The following is a 22,045-nucleotide window of genomic DNA, read 5'->3' as shown; positions in this document are numbered from 1 at the left end:
TTCGCAGGCTGCGGAAGATTGTTTATTTTTTGCACAGCCCTGGGCTGGCGCCCTGACCATCAACACGCTACATTGCGCGGCCGCGCTGATATGAACCCTTCTGGAAACGCCCTGATGTTAACGCCCACACTTGTCGATCTTTTTACCCACGCCGACATCACGCCCCGAATCTATCATCTCGGGCGTCGGGTAGTGCCCTGCTCCATTGAGCACTTCAGGGCCTTTGAAACACAGCAGGTGGCATGGCCCCAGCCCTGGCAATCACAGGCTCAGGTGGCTCTGGTCTTTACGCCCACTCCCGGCGGCGAACCCATCATCTGGTGTCTGGCGCTGCCTCTGGATGAGCAGTCCATGCTGGTCCCGGCACTGCGCGACGGCTTTCTTGAACAGCTGATGAGCACCTTTCAGCGCGCGCCTGATGGCAATCTGGCACTCGACAGTGCTGCAGAAACGCTCAAGGACGTGGCCATTGCCCTACAGCCCAACGACCTCACCAGGGCGCTGCTGCATGCGCGCATTGCTCATGATCTTGAGCTGCCGCCCAGTCACTATTACGACGATGCCCGATCCTATTATTTAAATGATGGCAGCCCACAGGCATGGCAGGCACTGGGGCTTCAGGGCATCGCCGATCTGGTCGTACGCAGAACGAATGATGACGAAAAGCGTCTGGCCCGGCGACTGGAACAATTGTCCGACCAGGCCCTGGTGGCCCTGTGTGACTGCCTTGTTCATGCGCCCATACAACAGGAAGCGCTGCTCGATGCCATGATGGCGCAATATGAAGCCGTGACAACAGATCATCCACGTTATCAGTCGATCATGGGCGCCATACTGTCCAGCCCACTCGATCAGGCCGGCACCTGGCTGGGCACCCTGTTACAGCACTCACTCGATACAACGGCACTGGCCACCATTGCCGCACGTGGCTGGCACCATCTTGAGCATGAACAACGCAGCATCGACTATCTTGTCAGTATCTCGCAGCTTGAGGCGCATGATTTCAAAGTGCTGGTACAGGATCTGACCCGTATTCCGCGCCTTCGCCTGCCCATGATCATGGCCATGAAGCAGGCAAGCCCCGGCTCCGCCCTGTGGCAGCAGATCGACGCGATACAGAGAGAACAGCATGGATGAGCTACCCTATAAACCAAGAGCCATCGTGGGTCGTCGAGAGATGGTAGCCCTGCCCGAGCTTGATCTGCGTTTGGCCTGCAAGATCGATACCGGCGCCAGAACATCTGCCCTGCACGCCCGTAACATTCATGCCTTCGAGCAGCAGGGTCAGTGGTGGATCAGCTTTGACACCTGGAGCGGTGAAGACACGCAGGGCGACAGTCGATTTACCCTGCCACTCAGTGATCGGCGCAAGGTCAGAAGCTCCAATGGCCATGCCAGCTGGCGATATGTGATTCGCACTACCATGCAACTGGGAGAATTGACCCAGGAGCTGGATCTGACCCTGGTCGATCGCGCGGCCATGAAACATCCCATGCTGCTGGGGCGTCGTGCCATGAAAAGGGTGCTGGTCGCCCCGGGCACCGCCTTCCTGCATGGCACACCCTGAGCCCAGCTCAAAAGGACCGCTTCATGCATATCGCCCTGTTGTCCCGCAATCGTAATCTTTATTCCACAAGGCGACTGATCGAGGCCGCCGAGCAACGTGGGCATACGGTGCGCGTTATCGACACCCTGCGTTGCTACATGAACATCGCCTCTCATCACCCAACGATTCACTATCGAGGGGAACAGCTTGAGCCCTTTGACGCTGTCATCCCGCGCATTGGTGCTTCGGTTACCTTTTATGGTACAGCGGTATTGCGCCAGTTCGAAATGATGGGCACCTATGTGCTCAACGACTCGGTGGGCATTACCCGCTCAAGGGACAAGCTGCGCTCGCTGCAGCTTCTGTCGCGCAAGGGTCTGGGACTACCGATTACCGGCTTTGCCCACTCACCCGACGATATTCCCGATCTGATCAAGATGGTCAAGGGCGCTCCGCTGGTCATCAAGCTGCTGGAAGGCACCCAGGGCATCGGCGTTGTACTGGCAGAAACCCAGCAGGCAGCCGAAAGCGTCATCCAGGCCTTTATGGGCCTCAATGCCAATATCATGGTGCAGGAATACATCAAGGAAGCGCGCGGTGCGGATCTGCGCTGCTTCGTGGTCGGCGACAAGGTGGTCGCGGCCATGAAGCGTCAGGCGGCTGAAGGGGAATTTCGCTCCAATCTGCATCGTGGGGGCAGCGCCAGCAGCATCCGAATTACCCCTGAGGAGCGCTCTACTGCCATTCGCGCCGCAAAGGCCATGGGGCTTCAGATAGCAGGCGTTGATCTTTTGCGCTCCAATCACGGGCCGGTGATCATGGAGGTCAACTCCTCTCCCGGGCTTCAGGGCATCGAAACCAGCACCGGCAAGGATGTCGCAGGCATGATCATCGAGCACATTTCCCGCAATGCTGCACCGGTCAAAAAGGCACCACCAAGACCGAAGGGCTGACGAGTCAAAAGGCTTGTGACTCATCTCAGAAGCTCACGAAACCACGCGAAGCCATCGGCAGGCATTTTCTTTAATAAATCCCTGCTGATGGATGTTACAAATTTCCCGGGCGCGTTAGAATTTCAACTCCTTCCCCAATTCTTCTGGCATCAGTGGAGATAGTCCCTCATGTTTCTCGACAATCGCCAGGCGGCGATGGATGGCCTGCTCGAGGCTCTGGCCGATAGCCTTGACTACTATCAGGATAATGTCGCCCGCCTGCGTAATGACATGCGTGAGGCACTCAACCCCTGTTTTGAAGAGCGTCGCCAGGATATGCGTCTATTGCAGCAACAGGCACGGCGACATCTTGACCTTCTACCCCGCGATGCCGATGTAGAACGCGATGATTATCTCTGGCTCTGGAGCCGGCTCAAGAGTTTTGTGGTCAACAATGAACATGTGTTGATCAACGAACTGCTGGAGCAGGAACGCATCATCATGCAGGCACTTTCCACCATGATGACCCATGCTCTGCCGGAAGAGATCGAGCCCGTCATGGAGCGGCTATGGAAGAATTGCCGCGCCACTATCCGTGTACTGCATCAGTATCAGCACCAGAAAAAACGCTGACCGACTAAAGGACGCGTCAGGGCACCTTTTTCAAGCCCTCATCTCGAGGGGCTTCAAGGCGGATACGCAGATCGTTCAAGGCATGTTCTACAGGCATGGGCATGGGTACGCGCCGGTAAACCGGAATAATATTGCCGGGTGCTTCTGCAGCAGTAGGCAATACAATGCTCGGACCCAGAAAGTAGGGGTGGCGATCAAACAGATAAAGATCGGCAATCACCTGCGCCCGCGCCAGCACCTCTCTCGCCCACATCCAGCGATCATCGAAAACGGAGCGCTCACGGGTGGCGCACCCTGTGGCCTCAAGCCCCAGATATTGAGCAATGAAAAGCGCCCGCGGCAGGTGCCAGCGCTGTGAAATGAGCGTGACGCGTGACACGCCAAAAACATCCCGGCTGCGCGCCAGGGTATCAAAGGTACTGAAGCCGGCGTAATCCAGCGTCATGGCAGCATCCGGTATCTGCTCTCGACGAAGGTCGCGCCACATTCGGATGGGTTCGTTGTAATAGCGCGTGTGGTTATCCCCCGAAATCAGCAGATGATCGACCTGCCCTGACTTCCAGAGACTCGCGGCAAGATCCAGCCTCGCCCGATACCACGGGTTTTCTCCCCCGCCGCGTAATCCGTAGGACGTGCCAAAAACCAGCCCCACCGGCTCATGCACACACTGACTACTATCAAGCGTGATGCTGGCATGGGTTTTTCGCCATACCCAGTAATTGGCACTCGCCGTCACAACAACGACCAGCACCAATGCCATGGCACCCACGATTGCCGTGCCCTTGAGCAATCCTGCCATGTATCTATTCATTCGCCAGAAGATCACCGAAACAGACCGTCAGCCAGCTTAAGCGACCACCTCCGAGCGAGCAATCCCCATGTGAAAACGCCCCGAAGCCTGAGCGCTCGGGGCGTTGAACATGAAGCTTTCAAACCGTCAAAACATGTTAAGTGCCAGTTTTGCCTCATCACTCATCATGTCGCGTGACCAGGGGGGATCAAAAACCAGTTCAACGTTGACCCGATTGATCTGCTCGGCACCCAGAATCTTGTGTTTGGCATCTTCAGCAATAACTTCACCCATGCCACAACCGGGTGCCGTCAGTGTCATTTTGACCTGGGCCATCTTTTGCCCATCGATCAGCGTCGTGATTTTACAGCCATAGACCAGGCCCAGTTCAACGATATCGACCGGTATCTCGGGGTCAAAACAGGTACGAAGCTGTTGCCAGACAAAGTCTTCAAGCTCCTGGTCGGTAGCGCCATCGGGTAGATGGGGCCTTTCCATGGGCTCCATGCCGAAAGCATCCAGGTTAAAGCCTTCGATCAGATACATGTTGCCTCTAAAAAGCACCGACACCGATGTCCCAAGCGCCTGCATGACCTGAACCGTCTCGTCCTCATCAAGCCAGACCGGCTTGCCAAAGGGGATCGAGATGGCCTCGACACTGCGCTGAAGCGGTAGCTGGTGCCCCTTTTGCAGGGATGCAATCGCACTCATCAATAACCCTCTCTGAACATGCTCAATCCCGCACCATGGTCACGACACGCTGCAGGGCATCGACGAAGTAGTCCACTTCTTCGAGCGTATTGTAGGCAGCAAACGACGCTCGACAGGTGGCATCGAGCCCGTAGTGATGCATCAAGGGCTGTGCGCAGTGGTGTCCGGTGCGTATGGCCACCCCGAACTGATCGACCAGCAGGCCGATATCCTGGGAATGAGCCCCCTCGACGACAAAGGAGATCACGGCCGCCTTGTGCGGCGCCTCGCCAATGATGCGCATGCCGTCAATGCCTTTCATGCGCTCGGTGGCATGCTTCAAAAGGCGCTGCTCCCAGTCTTCCAGAAGCTCAAAATGAAGATTGGTGACCCAGCGAATGGCCCGTTCCAGCGCGATCACTTCGGCGATCGCGGGCGTACCCGCCTCGAACCGGTGAGGCGGTTCGGCAAAACGGGTACCTTCTTCGAGACTGACGGTCTTGATCATCTCGCCACCGCCCTGCCAGGGCGGCATCTCTTCGAGCAGGGACAAACGGCCATACAGCACGCCAACCCCGGTCGGCCCGTAGAGCTTGTGCCCCGAAAAGGCGTAGAAATCAGCGTCCAGTGCCTGCACATCGACACGCGTATGCGCCACCGCCTGCGCCCCATCCACCAGAATGCGGGCGTCATGCTCATGCGCAATGCGCGCCATCTCGGCAACAGGATTGACCGTTCCCAGCGCATTGGAGACGTGCGCCACACAGACCAGACGGGTTTTCGGCGTGAAAAGCGCACGGTAGGCCGCCATGTTCAGCTCACCGCGCTCATCCACCGGAATGACCCGGATGGTGAGTCCCTTCTCCTGCGCCAGCATCTGCCACGGCACAATGTTGGAGTGGTGCTCCAGCCGTGAGATCAGAATCTCGTCGCCTTCGACAAGCTGGCTGCGGCCCCAGCTCTGGGCCACCAGGTTGATGGCCTCGGTGGTACCGCGCGTAAAGATGATCTCGCGGACATCTTCGGCATTGACGAACTCACGCACGGTGTCACGGCTGTGCTCATAGGCCTGTGTGGCTTCATCGGCCAGACGATGCAGCCCGCGATGGATATTGGCGTTGTAGCGCTCAAAATAATCCACCCAGGTATCCAGCACGGCTTTCGGGGTCTGGGTCGTGGCAGCGTTGTCAAAATAGACCAGCGCCTTGTCCCCATGAACCTTGCGGCCCAGCACGGGAAATTCCGCGCGCAGGGCCTGAACATCCAGCGTGAGTTCGTCGGTCATGCTCATAGCGAAGTATCTTCTACCAGACTTTCGAGGTTGAAGCGGTCAGGCAGCTTGCCCGCTACCGCACGTTCGACACGATCGGTCAGCGCACCATGGCGAATACGCTGCATGACTTCGTTGGCAAAGGCCAGCGTCAAAAGCCCGCGGGCCATCTGCTCATCAATGCCTCGGGCGCGCAGGGCAAAGATGGCGTTCTCATCGAGCTGACCGGTGGTCGTGCCGTGAGAGCACTGCACATCGTCTGCGTAAATCTCGAGTTCGGGCTTGGTATCAATCTCGGCACGATCGGAGAGCAACAGGTTGGCGTTGCTCTGATACCCCAGCACCTGCTGGGCATCCCGCTTGATATACACCCGGCCATTGAAGACACCCCGAGCACGGCCATCGAGAATACCCTTGTAGTTCTCGTTGGAGTAGGTGCGCGGCGCGTTGTGATTGACCTTGGTGTGGTTATCGATGTGCTGACGATCCTGACCGAAGAAAAGCCCCAGCAAATCCACCGTGGCATTTTCATCGTTGAGATCGGTCACGATATCGTTACGCACCACGGCACCACCCAGATTCAGGTTGTGAGAGGTGAAATTCGTGTCACGCTTTTGATCCACCTGAATGCTGGCCACGTGATATTCACTCTGGCTCGCCTCCTGGAGCTTGTAGTGCGAAAGCCGGGAGGCCGGTGACATCTCGATCTCGGTAACGACATTGGTCAGGTTGGCAGCGTCCTGCTCGCCCACGTAATGCTCAATCAACGTGGCTTCACTCTCACCGCCACAGCGCACCAGAATACGCGGGTGGCTCATGACAGGGGCTGAATTGTTGCGCGAGATGAACAACAGATAAATCGGCTTTTCTATCGCCTGCCCCTTGCCGATGTTCACGACCACACCTTCACCGGTCAGCGCAGTATTCAGTGCTGTAAAGGCCGAGAAATCGATGCCGGTGAGCTGTCCCAGCTGTTCACTGATGGCATGCTGATCACCTTCCAGTGCCTGAGACAAGGGCATCACGGTGACCCCGGCGCTCGGCGCAGGGTCGGACAGCTCGGCATTGAAAAGACCGTCAACAAAGACCAGCCGACAGGCATCGATATCCAGCTTGAGCGCATCAAGGCGGGCCTGATCGAGCTCTGCACTGTCAGCCTGACCAAATTCAAGACTGGAGAACCGGGACATGTCAGTGTACTTCCACGCCTCATCACGACGGGTGGGAAAGCCGACCGTTTCCAGGTGTAAAGCTCCGGCACGACGCTTTTCGGCAAGCCACTCGGGCTCACCGACAGGGGCTTCATGCAGGCGCTTCACGAGTGTGTCAGGCAGACTCATGCGGCCGGCTCCTCGATAACCCATTCATAACCGCGCGCTTCAAGCTCTTCGGCCAGATGACGATCGCCGGATTTGGCGATACGGCCGTCAATCAGCACGTGAACCTGATCAGGCGTGATGTGATCAAGCAAGCGCTGATAGTGCGTTACCATCAAAATGGCGCGATTTTCGTCACGCAGAGAATTGACACCTTCGGCCACGACCTTCATGGCGTCGATATCAAGGCCGGAGTCAATTTCGTCAAGCAGGGCCAGCTTCGGCTGCAACACCAGCATCTGCAGAATTTCGTTACGCTTTTTCTCGCCGCCCGAAAACCCTTCGTTGACGGCGCGATGCAAAAAACTTGAATCCATCTTCATGAACGCGATCTTTTCCTTGATCAGCTTCATGAACTCGGGTGCCGGCATCTCGTCAAGCCCGCGCGCTGCGCGCTGTGCATTGAGCGCTGACTTGAGCAGATAGATGTTCTTGACCCCCGGGATCTCGACCGGATACTGAAAGCCCATCAGAAGGCCTGCCTGCGCACGCTCTTCCACTTCCATTTCCATGAGATCCTTGCCATCAAACGTGATGGTGCCCTGAGTGACCTCATAGCCATCACGACCGGCCAGTACAGCCGACAGTGTCGACTTGCCGGCACCGTTGGGGCCCATGATGGCGTGTACTTCACCGGGCTTGATGGACAACGTGATTCCCTTGAGGATTTCGTTGCCTTCCACCGTCGCGTGAAGATCCTTGATCTCGAGCATGTTGTAACCCTGATTCTGTAATGATTGCGCCGCCGGGCGGCTACACGAAATTGCCAGCGCGGGCAGCCACCGGGGCTGCCCGCCTCAACTGTTATTAGCCGACTGAACCTTCAAGCGTAACGCTCAGCAGCGCCTCGGCCTCTACCGCAAACTCCATCGGCAGTTCCTGGAAGACGTCCTTGCAAAAGCCGTTGACGATCATGCTGACCGCGTCTTCTTCCGAAATACCGCGGCTCTTGCAGTAAAAGAGCTGGTCGTCACCGATTTTCGAGGTGGTCGCCTCGTGCTCGATGGTAGAGCGGCTGTTACCGATTTCCTGATAGGGAAAGGTATGGGCGCCGCACTTGTCGCCAATCAACAGCGAGTCGCACTGGGTAAAGTTACGGCTGCCGGTGGCTCGTGGCGACACCTTGACCAGACCTCGATAGGACTGGTTGCTTTTACCGGCGGCAATCCCCTTCGAGACGATCGTCGAGGAGGTGTCCTTGCCGATATGGATCATCTTGGTGCCGGTATCGGCCTGCTGACGACCGTTGGTGACCGCCACCGAGTAGAACTCACCCTTGCTCTCGTTGCCGCGCAGCAGGCAGGACGGATACTTCCAGGTGATGGCAGAACCGGTCTCGACCTGTGTCCAGCTGATGCGGGAACGGTCACCGCGGCAGTCGCCACGCTTGGTCACGAAGTTATAGATGCCACCCTTGCCGTCTTCATCACCCGGATACCAGTTCTGGACGGTGGAATACTTGATATAGGCATCTTCCAGCGCCACCAGCTCGACGACCGCGGCGTGCAGCTGATTCTCGTCACGCTGCGGCGCCGTGCAACCTTCCAGGTAGGACACCTGAGCGCGCTTGTCGCAGACAATCAGCGTCCGCTCGAACTGGCCGGTATTGGCGGCATTGATGCGGAAATAGGTCGACAGCTCCATCGGGCAGGTAACGCCTTCAGGGATGTAGACAAACGACCCATCGGTAAAGACCGCCGAGTTGAGCGCGGCAAAGTAGTTGTCCCCCTGAGGGACGACCGTGCCCAGATGCTGGCGCACCAGTTCGGGATACTCACGAATGGCTTCCGAGATCGAGCAGAAGATGACGCCGGCCTCGGCCAGCTTTTCTCTGAAGGTGGTGGTCACGGACACCGAGTCAAAGACGGCATCCACGGCCACACCGGCCAGAGCGGCTCGCTCATGCAGCGGGATACCCAGCTTCTCGTAGGTTTCCAGCAGTTTGGGATCGACCTCATCCAGACTCTGGGGACGGTCTTCCGGCTTTTTGGGCGCACTGAAATACGAAATTGCCTGATAATCGATCGGCGGATAATCAAGATGCGCCCAGGAAGGTGACGTCATCTTGAGCCACTGATGATAGGCCTCAAGACGCCAGTCCAGCATCCACTGCGGCTCGCCCTTTTTCTGCGAGATAAAGGCGATAACGCTTTCGTCGAGCCCGGGGGGAACCGTATCGCTTTCGATATCGGTCACAAACCCCTGCTTGTACTCGCGACGAGCAAGCTGCTCCATTGCTTCGGTAGCCATGATCCTCTCCCCTCAAACGGGTACTGTTCGTCTCATCGGTCGTTGGTCGGAACCGTCGTGTTATATCGTCTGCGGTCCGTCAGAGCCTGCGCGCCTCACCGAGTGCCACACTCTGTATGGGCAGCTGTACGGGCAATTTGATTGGCGCATCATGCGCCAGGTCAGCCAGCGTGACACTGTCCAGCAGCTGCCGGACGGCCAGCGACACGCGCTGCCAGTTACTGGCCACGCCACAGCTGGCCATCAGGTCACAATCTCCGTGGCCGTGACTACATTCGGTCATGGCCACCGGACCATCAATGGCGGTGATGATATCGCGCACCGTGATGGCGCTGGCCGAGCGGGCCAGCCGATAGCCGCCGTTGACACCCCGCTGCGATGTCAAAAGCCCGGCACGCAATAAAAGCTTGAGTGTCTTGCTGACGGTGGGTCGAGGCAGTCCGACGCGATCGGCAATATCGGCAGCCGCATGCGAGCAGTCCGGATGACGCGAAATCTGCGCCATCACCACCGCTCCGTAATCGCTCATTTTCGACAGCTTCAGCATGTCGGCCTCTTGCCTGACTTATTGCGTACTATTTTAGTCCTCATTACAGACGGTGTGAACCCACTTCCTTGCCAATCAGCATGATAGCTTCAGGCTCTAAAGCCCCGGCACCATGCCCGGACACTAAAAATCCCTGATGAATCATCAGGGATTGGAAGTCAGCACCCATCACGACTCAGCTGTCGAAAGGATTGCGCAACACGATGGTTTCAACACGGTCCGGCCCGGTCGAAATAATATCGATGGGCGTACCGATCTGTTCTTCCAGAAAACTGATGTAGGCCCGGGCATTGGCAGGCAGATCATCAAGCGAGCGCGCCCCGACCGTGGATTCACGCCAGCCCGGCAGATCGTGATATTCCGGGCTGATTGCTTCATAGCCCTCACTGTCTACCAGGTTGTCGATCAGCTCACCATCCTTGGTGCGATAACCGACGCAGACACGAATATTTTCCAGACCATCCAGCACGTCGAGCTTGGTCAGACAGATGCCGGAGATCGAGTTGATCTGCACGGCATGGCGCAGCGCCACAGCGTCAAACCAGCCACAGCGACGGGCGCGTCCGGTGTTGGAGCCAAATTCATGGCCGTGCTCGGCCAGATGGCGGCCGAACTCGTCGAAAAGCTCGGTGGGGAACGGCCCGGAGCCGACACGGGTGGTGTAGGCCTTGGTAATCCCCAGCACATAATCAAGATAGAGCGGGCCGACACCAGAACCGGTAGCGGTACCGCCGGCCGTGGTGTTGGAGCTGGTCACGTACGGATAGGTACCGTGGTCGATATCCAGAAGCGACCCCTGGGCACCTTCGAACATGATGTTCCTGTCCTGCTTGCGCAGGTTGTGCACGAAGGAGACCGTGTCACAGATCATCGGCCGCAGCTCTTCGGCCATGGCCATGGCATGATCCAGCACTTCCTGGAAGTCCACGGCAGGCTCGCCGTGATAGCGGGTCAGCACGAAGTTGTGATAGTCGAGCACTTCTCCCAGCTTGCTGGCAAAACGCTCGCGATGGAGGATATCCCCGAGTCGCAGCCCACGACGGGCGACCTTGTCTTCGTAGGCCGGCCCGATACCACGGCCGGTCGTACCGATCTTGGCCACGCCACGCGCCTTTTCACGGGCCACATCGAGGGCCACGTGATAGGGCAGAATCAGCGGGCAGGCAGGCGACAGCCTCAGCCTTTCGCGCACGGGCACACCGCTGTCTTCGAGCTCGGCCATCTCGCTGAGCAGAGCTTCCGGCGACAGCACCACGCCATTACCGATGACACAGGTGACCTCCGGACGCAGGATACCCGAGGGAATCAGGCGCAGGATGGTCTTCTTGCCATCAATGACCAGCGTATGACCGGCGTTGTGGCCGCCCTGAAAGCGAACCACGGCAGAGGCTGATTCCGTGAGCAGATCGACGACCTTGCCCTTGCCTTCATCACCCCACTGCGTGCCCAGTACTACGACATTCTTGCCCATTGTTTCATCTCTGATTCAAAGGCCTGCCCGGAAGGGGCAGACACCGGATGTCAAATTCAGTTGGCGAGCGACTCGAGCTGCCAGGCGCCACCCCGCCGGATGAGCTGACGATCACAGAAGTGAGCCAGTGCATCCGTAGACTGCCCCGGCAACTGCTGAACGACCCGCTCACCGGCATCACGTAGCTCATGGATGCGTCGGCTCAGAGCTTCATCCTGTTCCTCGGGCGCCCAGATACCGTCGTGGGACGGCGCGCGCTGGCAAAGCGTCGCCAGCTGCTTGAGATCCATGGAACAACCAGTCGCCGGACGGGGTCGCCCGAACGCACGACCGGTATCGTCATAGCGACCGCCCTTGACCAGCGCCTGACCGTAGCCGGGTACGTAAGCGGCAAACACCAGCCCCGTGTGATACTGATAGCCACGCAGTTCTGCCAGATCAAAATAGAGCGTGACTTCCTTATGTGCCTCGCGCAGAACCTCATGTAGCGAGGTCAGCTGATCCAGCGCCTCGATAATGGCCTGCGAACCATTGGCAAAGATGTCCCGGGCGCGCTTTAGCACGTCAGCGCTGCCGTGCAGACGCGGCAGCTGCTTGAACATGGCGGCAAGCTCGGCATCCCCGATGTGTTGCTCGATCAGTTGATCAACTTCCGAGACCGCCTTGCGCTCCAGCGCCTCAAAAATCAGCGACTCGACGTCGTCTTCCAGCTGCGCCTCTTCAGCAAGTGCACGATAGATGCCGATATGCCCGATGGCCAGATGGACATCGCGGGCCCCGGCAAAGGACAGGCTGGCGAGGGCCAGCTTCACGATCTCGATATCAGCCTCGATGCCGGCATGACCAAAAAGCTCAAGACCTGCCTGAACGGGACTGCGCCCACCCTGATGCTCATCGGCTCTGGCACGCAGTACATGAGCGCAGTAGCACAGCCGCACCGGCCCCTGACGCCGCAGGGAATGAGCATCCATTCGGGCCACCTGGGGCGTGACGTCAGCACTGGCGCCCATCAGGCGACCGGTCAGCTGATCGGTCAGCTTGAACGTCTGTAAATCAAGGTCAGTGCCGGCGCCGGTCAGAAGCGAGTCCAGAAATTCTACCGGCGGCGGCATGACCAGGTCATACCCCCAGCGATAGTAGAGATCCATCAGGCCACGGCGCAGCGACTCCATGCGCAGCGCCTGAGGTGGCAGCACTTCATCCATACCGTCCGGCAGCAGCCAGCGATCCGCAATGGTCATTGAACATGCCCTGGCAAAAGTAAAAAAGGTGACCCGAACAGCACCGGAACAGGCACCACATCACGACTATCGACAGCCACAAAAAAACCGGGGGTAGCCCCCCGGTTGAAGAATACTATCACAACTTGTCAGCGGAGAAATCCCGCTCGGGTATCTTCCCTGATGTCAGGGCGTCGCCGCTGAAGAAGCGTCACCATTCCCCTGCTTGAAAAGCTGCAGGAACTGGTTGCTCGACGGGCTCAGCACCATCAGATCATTTTGACCCTTGAAGCTTTCACGATAGGCCTGCAGTGTGCGATAGAAATCAAAGAATCCGGCATTTTGCTGATAGGCCGCCGAATAGATGGCTGCCGCTGCCGCATCGCCCTCACCGCGGGTAGTCTCGGCGATCTGACGACCGCTGGCGAGCGTCTCTTCACGCTGGCGATCAGCATCGGCCCGAATCTCTTCTGCCTGACGTGTACCCTCGGCACGATAGCCTCGAGCCGCCTGCTCACGCTGCGAGTTCATGCGCTCATACACTGCCTGGGTGACTTCACCGGGCAGCTCGATCCGCTTGACACGAATATCGAGAATGCGCACACCAAGCTCACGACGCATGGCCTGATCAAGCTGAGAGATGGGATCCACCATCAACTCATCCCGTTCGGTAGCCACATCGCTGTCTTCCTGTTGCACCTTCTTGACCACTTCCTGATTGTCGCTTTGCGTCGCGGGACGCTCGCGCACGATCTGCGTCAGTGTCGTCTGGCCGAACTTGTTACGCAGGGCCTCATCGGTCCGTGGTGCAATCAGGCGCTCGGCCGCCTGTTCGCTGCCGCGCGTGGCTTCGTAGTATTGCGCCGGATTGATGATCTGCCACTTCACGAACGAATCCACGATGACCGCCTTGGAATCGCTGGTGAGATAGCGTGTGGCACTGGCATCGACTGACAGAACACGGGTATCAAACAGCCGGACCGTATTGAGCACGGGCCACTTGAAATGAAGTCCCGGCTGAATATCGTTTTCCACGATTTCACCGAAACGCAGCTTGATGCCTCGTTCGGTTTCGTTGACCGTATAAAGGCTGGCACTGCCCACCCAGGCAAGAATGCCCAGTACGATGACGATGACAAGGGCGCGATTATTGAACATTAGCGTCCCTCCCGCAGGCTGCTGCGACCGTTGTTTTGCTTCTGATTGCTTCTCATGTGCTCGACGACCTGCTGAGAGAGCTGCTCAAGCTGACGCGCATCCACATCATTGCTCTGGCTGTTGTCACTTTTGCCGCTGTTGTCACCACGTCCCATCTGATTGAGCGGCAGGACCGTGACGGCATCATTGCCTTCACCCAGATCGACCAGCGCCTTGGGCGTATTCGACAGAATCTCGGTCATGGTGTCCAGATACAGACGCTGACGCGTGACATCCGGCGCTTTCTCGTATTCACCCAGTAGCGAGATGAAACGGTTGGCATCACCCTGTGCATCAGCAACGACCGCCGCCTTGTACCCCTGGGCTTCCTCGATCATGCGCTGACGCTGACCCTCGGCTTCCGGCAGAATGGCATCGCGATAGGCGTTGGCGCGGTTAATGGTGCGCTGCTGCTCTTCACGGGCACGGATAACATCATCAAAGGCGTCCTGCACCTGATCCGGCGGTGCGGTGGACTCCATGTTGACCGTTTGCAATCGAATACCGGTGCCATAAGCTTCCAGATAGGAGGTCAGACGATCGTAGATATCGCCGGCCAGCTCTTCACGACCGGTGGTCAGAATCTGCTGCAGCTCCATGTTACCCACTTCCTGACGAAGGGCGCTGTCCATGGCGTTCTGCAGCGTCATTTCGGGGCCGCGAACGTTGACCAGAAACGCATGCGGGTCCGAGACCACATACTGGGACGAGATGCTGACACGCACGATATTTTCATCACGTGTAAGCATCGAGTCTGTCTGACTGGCAGAGCGGATTCGAGTCACGTTGACGCTTTCCACCCGATCGATCAGCGGCGGGTTCCAGTGCAGGCCCGGTCCGATGGTATTGGTATACTTGCCGAAGCGGAATACGACGCCTCGCTCGGACTGGTCGATCAGATGAAATCCTGATCCCGCCCAGACCACAACACCCACAATCAGAACAATAATGGGCAGCAACAGAGCACTGCGACCACCGCCGCCGCCCTGATTGCTGCCATTATCATCACCGTTGTTGACAGAACGAAGCTGTCGACGACCCAGCAACCCATTAAGCTTGTTGCGCAGTTTCCTGATCACTTCATCGATATCAGGAGGTCCACCACCCTGGTTTTTATTGCCACCGCCATTACCACCGCGGCGATCACCACCACTCCAGGGGTCCTGCTGGTTATTATTGCCGCCACCACCAGGCTCATTCCAGGCCATACATCTTCTCCACTGGGCAAGAGTTGCGAAACGCCAGTCTCATAACGTCATTGCGCGCCATTCTTACGGTAGCGCCTTGAATATCCGATCATCCTGATAATGCCGGAAGCGTCCCTATTTGTAACATGTCGTCATGCCGAAGACCTGAAATTCTTCCTGGCATGACAAGGTGGCCATTATTCCTGCCACTGTTCCCGGCCCTGCTCTGCCCGGGAGAGATAGTCATCCGGATTTTCGTCGGCATGAGAAAGAAGGCGAAGCAGATCACGACGCGGCAGTCGAATCCTCAAATGCGTTCTGCCCTCGTCATCAAAACTCTCTTCCTGGACGGCATCGTGGGAAAAGAGCTGAGCACGCAGCCAGCCCTGCGAGGGCTCCAGCATGACCGTGGTTTCAACAAGATCCGTGGCAAGACGCTCGGAAAGGGCCTGCTCCAGCAGATCAAAGCCTGTTGCGTCGCGCGCCGAGAGCCAGACGGTGGACACGTCATTATCGCCACTGCGCTCCAGTCGCGGCGACATGCCGAGCATATCGATCTTGTTCATGACAAGAAGTCTTGGCACTTCACCGGCGCCGATCTCGTCAAGAACGGCATTGACCTGCTCGATGTGCGCCTCGCGCTGCGGATCGGCAGCATCAATGACATGGACCAGCAGGGTGGCCTCGGCAGCTTCCTGAAGCGTGGCGCGAAAGGCCTCGACCAGCTTGTGCGGCAGGTGACGAATGAACCCTACCGTATCGGCCATGACAATCGGGCCGACGTCACTGACTTCAAGACGCCTGAGCGTGGGATCCAGCGTGGCAAAGAGCTGATCGGCCGCGTACACCTCGGCGTTGGTCAGCGCGTTGAACAGCGTTGACTTGCCTGCATTGGTGTAGCCCACCAGCGAGACCGAGGGGATTTCTGCCCGGGTACGCGAGCGGCGGTTCTGGTCGCGCTGACTGCGAACCCGATCCAGACGCTTGTGGATCGCCTTGATACGCCCGCGCAGCAGTCGTCGATCGGTTTCAAGCTGGGTTTCCCCCGGACCGCGCAGACCGATCCCGCCCTTTTGGCGCTCAAGGTGTGTCCAGCCTCGAACAAGACGGGTCGACATGTACTCAAGCTGAGCGAGTTCTACCTGTAGCTTGCCTTCATGTGTCCGTGCGCGCTGTGCGAAAATATCAAGAATCAGACCGGTACGATCCAGTACGCGACATTGCAGCGCCCGCTCAAGGTTTCGTTCCTGAGAGGGCGAGAGGGAGTGGTTGAAAATGACAAGCTCGGCGTGATGCGTCGTCATCATCTCACGCAGCTCTTCGAGCTTGCCTTCACCAATCATGAGCTTGGGGCTGGGAGAGCGTCGACTGCCTGTCAGCAGCGCTGCCGGCACGGCACCGGCGCTGCGGACCAGCTCCATGAATTCTGAAGTGTCTTCTCGCTCGGTGCTGTCCTGGAAATCGATATGCACCAGGACAGCCGTTTCTCCCGAATCGGGGCGTTCAAAAAACAATCAGCGCCTCTCTATTGGCTTTCCTGACCGGGAACAGCAGTATCCTGTGCCGGTAAACGGACGTTACGCGCAGGCACCACAGTAGAGATGGCGTGCTTGTACACCATCTGACTGACGGTATTGCGCAGCAAAATGACAAATTGATCGAAGGACTCGATCTGGCCCTGAAGCTTGATACCGTTGACCAGAAAGATGGAGACGGGGATACGCTCCTTACGCAGGACATTAAGATACGGATCCTGAAGGGATTGTCCTTTGGACATGTGGCTCTCCCAAATATTAATTGCTGTATGTTTATCGGTTTTTAACTTGCTGCAAGCGCAAGAAAGATCCACGTCCCGGAGGCTCATGTGAGGCTCACTGGTGACCGATCATATTACGCTAAGTGCCGATGTCGCGCACGATTTTCAGCACTCGTTGCACAATCCCGGCATCCTGCGGGTCAAGCTGAAGGGCGTCCGGCCAGCGCCGCAACCAGGTCATCTGACGCTTGGCCAGTTGCCGGGTCGCCGTCAGCGCCCTGAACGCCATTTGGGGGCGATCCTCAAAGCGATCAAGTCCTTCCCACACCTGACGATAGCCCACGCTTTTCATCGAAGGTAAATCGGGGCTTAAATCGCCGCGTGCGCGAAGCCTTTCCACTTCTTCAACGAAGCCATCAGCAAACATTTTGTCAAGACGCTGACCAATCCGCTCATGCAGCTGTTTCCGGTTGCCCGGCAACAGTGCAATCGGGTGCGGCGTAAATGGCAGCGTCACAGGTGACTGGCGTGCCCAGTGTGCACTCAGGGTTTCCCCGCTGGCACGATAGACCTCCAGGGCACGCATGAGGCGCTGTGGGTCGTTGGGATGAAGCCGAGCGGCAGCTTCAGGATCCACTCGGGCCAGTTCATCATGCAGAGCCCGGGGGCCGCCCTTTTCGAGCAGTTCCCCCAGCGCCTGACGGATGGCGGGATCTGCCTGAGGCATGTCGGCCGCCCCTTCCGTCAGCAGACGAAAATAGAGCATGGTCCCGCCCACCAGCAGCGGCACCCGGCCCCGAGCGGTAATCTCCGCGATGCACTGGAGCGCATCGTCACGAAAGGCCATGCCCGAGTAGGGTTCTGAAGGGTCACGAATATCGATCAGTCGATGTGGTGCCCGGGAAAGCTCCTGTGCCGAGGGCTTGGCCGTCCCGATATCCATGCCTCTGTAAACGAGGGCCGAATCGACGCTGACCAGCTCGACTCCCAGCTGCTCATGCAGCTCGATGGCAAGATCGGTCTTGCCGACCGCCGTGGGGCCCATCAGCATGATGACCGGCGGTCGCGGTGCAGTGATGTTCATGAAATGGTCATCCTACTGGCCGCGCAGGAAAAGACGATCAAGGTCGCGCATCGACATCTCCGTCCAGGTCGGTCGGCCATGATTGCACTGACCGCTGCGCTCGGTGCGCTCCATATCACGCAGCAGAGCATTCATTTCCTCGATTTCCAGACGCCGGTTGGCACGCACGCTGCCATGACAGGCCATGGTAGAGAGCAGATCAAACAAATGATCCTTGACGACCTGGCTGCGGCCGTAACGCTCGAGCTCTTCGAGCATTTCGCGCACCAATACCTCGACGCTGCCATTTTTCAAAAGCGCCGGTACTTCCCGGATCAATAGCGTCTCGGGCCCTGCGGCTTCCAGCGTGACCCCCATCGCCTCAATCGTTGCCTGCTCGCGCTCGGCAAGCTCGACCTGCGCCTCGCTGACCGACATGGACACCGGCACCAGCAGCGGCTGGGTATCGATGCCCCCGCCCAGATACTGCGCCTTCATGCGCTCATAGGTGATGCGCTCGTGTGCGGCGTGCATATCCACCACCACCATGCCGCGCTCGGTCTGCGACAGAATATAGACCCCGTGCAGCTGCGCCACGGCATAGCCCAGCGGCGGTGCGCGAGTGGCATCGACCGATGACGAAAGCGTCGTCTCTTCGAAATGCGCCGGACCAGCCCGGTGAGATGACGTGCTCGCAGGCGACAATTGAGCGGCACTGTTATCTTCTGTCGGCGCTCGGGACGTCAACAACCGCGATTCGTGGTCCGGATGAAGCGCACGATAGCCGGCCATGAACTCCCGAACCTGCTGCTCGCCCGGCCGTCCTGCGCCGTGATATTGCCCCGACTGCAAGCGATCACCACTCGTGTGAGCGGCATCCTGTCCGCCGGAAACATTGTTGAGCGCCATGCGCTGCTGATCAAAGCGGGGCTCAGGCGCGGGCGGTGCGGAAGAGGCCTCGGGCGCCGGAATACTCTGCCCCTGCGGCCTGACTTCCGCCAGCGCGCGATGCAGACTCGAAAACAGAAAGTCATGTACCAGCCGCCCATCGCGAAAGCGGACTTCGTGCTTGGTGGGGTGCACATTGACGTCCACCCCGTGGGCATCCAGATCCAGATAAAGCACAAATACCGGATGGCGACCGTGAAAGAGCACATCGCGATAGGCCTGGCGTACGGCGTGGGCGACCAATCGATCGCGAATCACTCGACCATTGACGAAAAAATACTGCTGATCGGCCTGACTGCGCGTATGGGACGGCAGCCCCACCCACCCCTTCAGCGTCAGGCCGGTCGCCGCCATATCGATATGGATGGCATTGTCCAGAAAGCCACGCCCCAGAAGCTGGGCAATGCGCTTTTCCATGGCAACCTGACTGTTACCGCCCATCAATTGATGCACGGTTTTCTGATTGTGCCGCAGGACCAGATCCACGTCCTGACGCGACAGGGCCAGCCGGCGAAAGGCTTCTTCAACGTGGTTGAACTCGGTCTTCTCGGTACGCAGAAACTTGCGCCGTGCCGGCGTATTGAAAAAGAGATCGCGCACTGCCACGGTGGTGCCCCGCGGATGCGGCGCCGGGGACAGGCGCGGCGCCATCTCGCGGCCTTCCGCGACCACACGCCAGCCATTGACCGGGTCATCACTGGTATTGGAGTAGAGCTCGAGCCTTGATACGGCACTGGTGGCCGCCAGCGCCTCACCGCGAAACCCGAGACTGGCCACGCCCTCAAGGTCATCCAGCGACGTAATCTTGCTGGTGGCGTGGCGAGACAATGCCAGTCCCAGATCATCGTGTTCGATCCCGCAGCCGTTATCGCGCACTCGAATCAGCCGACTGCCACCGGACTCGAGCTCGATTTCGATACGCGAACTGCCCGCATCGATGGCATTTTCGACCAGTTCCTTGACAACCGACGACGGACGCTCGACCACCTCGCCGGCCGCAATCTGGTTGGCCAGACGCGGGGCCAGCGCCTGTATGCGACGGCTTCCGGTTGTCGTGAGGTCACTCATTGCCGCTCTCCGGTGTTGTGAACGCAGGCATGAACGTGCTCATCAGGGAATGGTCAGCACCTGTCCCAGGCGCAACACATCGGTATCCAGACCGTTAGCCCGACGAAGCGCCGCCAGTGATACATTCTGGCGTGCCGCGATCCCCGACAGCGTATCGCCGGCCTGAACGCGATACTCATCAGAGGCACCACCGCGATTCTGATCGCGCTGCCACGCCAGCAGACTGTCAGGGGGCGGGCTGCGCAGGAAGTGCTGTCGAATCCCCTGGGCGATGGCATCGGCCAGCTTTTCCTGGTGCGCCGGAGACTTGAGCAAACGCTCCTCGGAAGGATTGGTCAAAAAGCCGGTCTCGACCAGCAGCGACGGAATATCCGGCGACTTGAGCACCACAAACCCGGCCTGTTCGACACGCGAATGGAACAGCTTGTTGAAGCTGGACACCCGACTGAGCACATCCGTACCGGCAGACAGCGAATCATTGACGGTAGCGGTCATGCTCAGATCCAGCAACACGCCACGCAGCACCTGATCCTTGTCATCAAGATTCAGGTCGCCATCCACGCCCCCGATCAGATCGGAGCGGTTTTCACTCTGTGCCAGCCAGCGGGCACGCTCGGACGTCGCGCCGTGCTGGGAAAGGGCATAGACCGACGTGCCGCGCGGCGAGCTGGAACCACCGGCATCGGCATGCACCGACACAAAAAAGTCGGCGTGATGCTGACGAGCAATGCGTGTGCGGCCACGCAGTGGAATAAAGGTATCGTCGCTGCGGGTCATGTAGGCCTTGAATCCGGGCATGGCATCAAGCCTGGCCTTGACCCGCCGTCCAATCTGCAGCACCACATTCTTTTCATGGGTGCCGCCGGGCCCGGAGGCACCGGGGTCCTTGCCGCCGTGACCGGGGTCGACCACCACGATAATATCGCGCCGTGGATGCGGTTTGGCCTGCTGGCGTGACTCGGCCGTCGGCTCATTGCTGACCTGCTCTGCCACCTTCGGGTTTTCCGTGGGACGACTGCTGGCGAGCTTGCTGCGTGCTGCCTGCTCCTGCCTTTGAATCATGGCCGTGATGGGATCGTCATCGTCGCCTGATTCCTTCGAGGCGCTGCCGCCCTTCCCGGGTGCCAGGTCGACCACCAGCCGATGGCCGTGTCCGCCCCCCGGGGGGAGCTTGAAGGCATTGGGCGTGGCCTGATGCTCCAGTTCCACGACCACGCGAAGGTCTGAACCATCGCGCACGCCGGAGCGAACGTCCTTGACCAACCCGCGCCCGTCAACGGCGTTGCCAAGATTCGTGTTCAGGGTGGTGTTGGTCAGATCGATGACCAGACGGGCCGGGTTGTCCAGGGTGAACACATCGGCTTTGGCTTCGCTTGAAAGATCAAAGACCAGACGCGTTCCGTCACTGTCGGTCCACTGCCGAAGCCCCTCAAGCTGGGCGGCCTGAGCAGCGGTGGCCATGAAACTCAACATGATCATGGCAAAAAGGGTCAAAAAAGCGGCCGGAAACTTCATCACTGCCTTATCACTGTATTGGTGTTCATGGCGAACATCTCCGACACGGGGTTAAAAGCCATCATGAAATGTCCCGTGTCGATACCGCCAGTCGTTGCAGGGCCTGTACCCCATGGTCGCTGCCGGCCTCGAGCACCAGACGTCGTCCCTGACTCATCAGCGACAGCGTAATGACAACATCGGCAGCCGGCAGCCAGCCTTCACCCCGCACCGGCCACTCCACAAGCGTCAGCACCTTGTCAGCCAGCATGTCACGAGCCCCCAGGAACTCGAGCTCCTCGGGATCGCCCAGGCGATAAAGGTCAAAGTGATACACCCGACCGGTCTCCAGGTCATAGGGTTCCACCAGCGTGTAGGTCGGGCTTTTGACCGCACCGTCATGACCCAGCGCGCGGAGCACGCCGCGGGCCAGGGTGGTCTTGCCGGCACCCAGCTCTCCATTGAGATACACGATGCCGCGATACGCCAGCGCCTCGGCCAGCTGGCGGCCGATGGCCACCTGTGCGGCTTCATCGCCGGGTTCAAGGATGATGGTTGTCTTGCTCACGTTGTCCCACTTTAAACTGATCAGCGACCTGCCACGATA

General features: G+C 58.7%; 21 protein-coding genes. 4 read left to right on the top strand and 17 right to left on the bottom strand.

Translation table 11 applies throughout. The features are described from left to right. The first annotated feature begins 114 nt into the window (after positions 1–114). The 4 genes from Q0931_RS02850 (at position 115) to Q0931_RS02835 (ending at position 3,111) form a co-directional block, all read left to right on the top strand. Positions 115–1,137, top strand: coding sequence for a DUF3549 family protein (locus Q0931_RS02850; protein WP_299257063.1), 1,023 nt, complete (start codon positions 115–117; stop codon positions 1,135–1,137). After that, positions 1,130–1,567, top strand: coding sequence for a RimK/LysX family protein (locus Q0931_RS02845; protein WP_299257061.1), 438 nt, complete (start codon positions 1,130–1,132; stop codon positions 1,565–1,567). The genes Q0931_RS02850 and Q0931_RS02845 overlap by 8 nt, the downstream gene beginning before the upstream one ends. Before the next feature lie 23 nt (positions 1,568–1,590). Beyond that, a complete protein-coding gene (gene rimK, locus Q0931_RS02840; protein WP_299257059.1) occupies positions 1,591–2,499 on the top strand; it encodes a 30S ribosomal protein S6--L-glutamate ligase in 909 nt (302 codons plus the stop codon). Between the two features lie 168 nt (positions 2,500–2,667). Further along, entirely contained in the window at positions 2,668–3,111 is a 444-nt protein-coding gene (locus tag Q0931_RS02835) for a hypothetical protein (protein WP_299257057.1), read from the top strand. A gap of 16 nt (positions 3,112–3,127) precedes the next feature. On the opposite strand, the gene Q0931_RS02830 is transcribed toward Q0931_RS02835, so the two are convergent. From Q0931_RS02830 to tsaE, 17 genes are all read right to left on the bottom strand, one after another. Further along, a complete protein-coding gene (locus tag Q0931_RS02830; RefSeq protein ID WP_299257055.1) occupies positions 3,128–3,910 on the bottom strand; it encodes an ElyC/SanA/YdcF family protein in 783 nt (260 codons plus the stop codon). Positions 3,911–4,048: 138 nt separating this feature from the next. After that, a complete protein-coding gene (gene sufT, locus Q0931_RS02825) occupies positions 4,049–4,612 on the bottom strand; it encodes a putative Fe-S cluster assembly protein SufT (RefSeq protein WP_299257053.1) in 564 nt (187 codons plus the stop codon). A gap of 22 nt (positions 4,613–4,634) precedes the next feature. Then, a complete protein-coding gene (locus Q0931_RS02820) occupies positions 4,635–5,882 on the bottom strand; it encodes a cysteine desulfurase (protein ID WP_299257051.1) in 1,248 nt (415 codons plus the stop codon). Further along, a complete protein-coding gene (gene sufD, locus Q0931_RS02815; protein ID WP_299257049.1) occupies positions 5,879–7,201 on the bottom strand; it encodes a Fe-S cluster assembly protein SufD in 1,323 nt (440 codons plus the stop codon). Before sufD ends, Q0931_RS02820 begins: the two co-directional genes overlap by 4 nt. Continuing rightward, the gene (sufC, locus tag Q0931_RS02810; RefSeq protein WP_299257047.1) at positions 7,198–7,950 is read right to left on the bottom strand and encodes a Fe-S cluster assembly ATPase SufC; all 753 of its coding nucleotides are present in this window, start codon (positions 7,948–7,950) and stop codon (positions 7,198–7,200) included. The genes sufD and sufC overlap by 4 nt, the downstream gene beginning before the upstream one ends. Positions 7,951–8,044: 94 nt before the next feature. After that, positions 8,045–9,487 (bottom strand): Fe-S cluster assembly protein SufB, encoded by a 1,443-nt coding sequence (gene sufB, locus Q0931_RS02805; RefSeq protein ID WP_299257045.1) that lies wholly within the window; start codon positions 9,485–9,487, stop codon positions 8,045–8,047. A 79-nt stretch (positions 9,488–9,566) separates the two neighbouring features. Continuing rightward, positions 9,567–10,034, bottom strand: coding sequence for an SUF system Fe-S cluster assembly regulator (locus Q0931_RS02800; protein WP_299257043.1), 468 nt, complete (start codon positions 10,032–10,034; stop codon positions 9,567–9,569). 175 nt (positions 10,035–10,209) lie between these two features. Then, complete coding sequence (locus Q0931_RS02795) at positions 10,210–11,505, bottom strand: adenylosuccinate synthase (protein ID WP_299257041.1); 1,296 nt, start codon at positions 11,503–11,505, stop codon at positions 10,210–10,212. 56 nt (positions 11,506–11,561) lie between these two features. Beyond that, the gene (locus tag Q0931_RS02790) at positions 11,562–12,746 is read right to left on the bottom strand and encodes an ATP phosphoribosyltransferase regulatory subunit (protein WP_299257039.1); all 1,185 of its coding nucleotides are present in this window, start codon (positions 12,744–12,746) and stop codon (positions 11,562–11,564) included. Positions 12,747–12,911: 165 nt separating this feature from the next. After that, the gene (gene hflC, locus Q0931_RS02785; RefSeq protein ID WP_299257036.1) at positions 12,912–13,883 is read right to left on the bottom strand and encodes a protease modulator HflC; all 972 of its coding nucleotides are present in this window, start codon (positions 13,881–13,883) and stop codon (positions 12,912–12,914) included. Beyond that, complete coding sequence (gene hflK / locus Q0931_RS02780) at positions 13,883–15,130, bottom strand: FtsH protease activity modulator HflK (RefSeq protein WP_299257034.1); 1,248 nt, start codon at positions 15,128–15,130, stop codon at positions 13,883–13,885. The genes hflC and hflK overlap by 1 nt, the downstream gene beginning before the upstream one ends. 176 nt (positions 15,131–15,306) lie before the next feature. Then, the gene (hflX, locus tag Q0931_RS02775) at positions 15,307–16,623 is read right to left on the bottom strand and encodes a ribosome rescue GTPase HflX (protein WP_299257032.1); all 1,317 of its coding nucleotides are present in this window, start codon (positions 16,621–16,623) and stop codon (positions 15,307–15,309) included. An 11-nt stretch (positions 16,624–16,634) separates the two neighbouring features. After that, the gene (hfq, locus tag Q0931_RS02770) at positions 16,635–16,886 is read right to left on the bottom strand and encodes an RNA chaperone Hfq (protein WP_299257031.1); all 252 of its coding nucleotides are present in this window, start codon (positions 16,884–16,886) and stop codon (positions 16,635–16,637) included. Between the two features lie 118 nt (positions 16,887–17,004). Next, on the bottom strand, positions 17,005–17,949 hold the full coding sequence (gene miaA / locus Q0931_RS02765) for a tRNA (adenosine(37)-N6)-dimethylallyltransferase MiaA (protein ID WP_299257029.1): 945 nt from the start codon (positions 17,947–17,949) through the stop codon (positions 17,005–17,007). Positions 17,950–17,961: 12 nt separating this feature from the next. Further along, entirely contained in the window at positions 17,962–19,944 is a 1,983-nt protein-coding gene (mutL, locus tag Q0931_RS02760; protein WP_299257027.1) for a DNA mismatch repair endonuclease MutL, read from the bottom strand. A gap of 42 nt (positions 19,945–19,986) precedes the next feature. After that, positions 19,987–21,459, bottom strand: coding sequence for an N-acetylmuramoyl-L-alanine amidase (locus Q0931_RS02755; RefSeq protein ID WP_299257253.1), 1,473 nt, complete (start codon positions 21,457–21,459; stop codon positions 19,987–19,989). Between the two features lie 61 nt (positions 21,460–21,520). Beyond that, the gene (tsaE, locus tag Q0931_RS02750) at positions 21,521–22,006 is read right to left on the bottom strand and encodes a tRNA (adenosine(37)-N6)-threonylcarbamoyltransferase complex ATPase subunit type 1 TsaE (protein WP_299257026.1); all 486 of its coding nucleotides are present in this window, start codon (positions 22,004–22,006) and stop codon (positions 21,521–21,523) included. Positions 22,007–22,045 lie beyond the last annotated feature (39 nt).

The organism is uncultured Kushneria sp., assembly GCF_947497025.1.
In the GTDB taxonomy this organism is placed as follows: Bacteria; Pseudomonadota; Gammaproteobacteria; order Pseudomonadales; family Halomonadaceae; genus Kushneria.
Note: the sequence above shows the minus strand (reverse complement) of the source record. Positions and strands in the feature narration are given on the sequence as shown.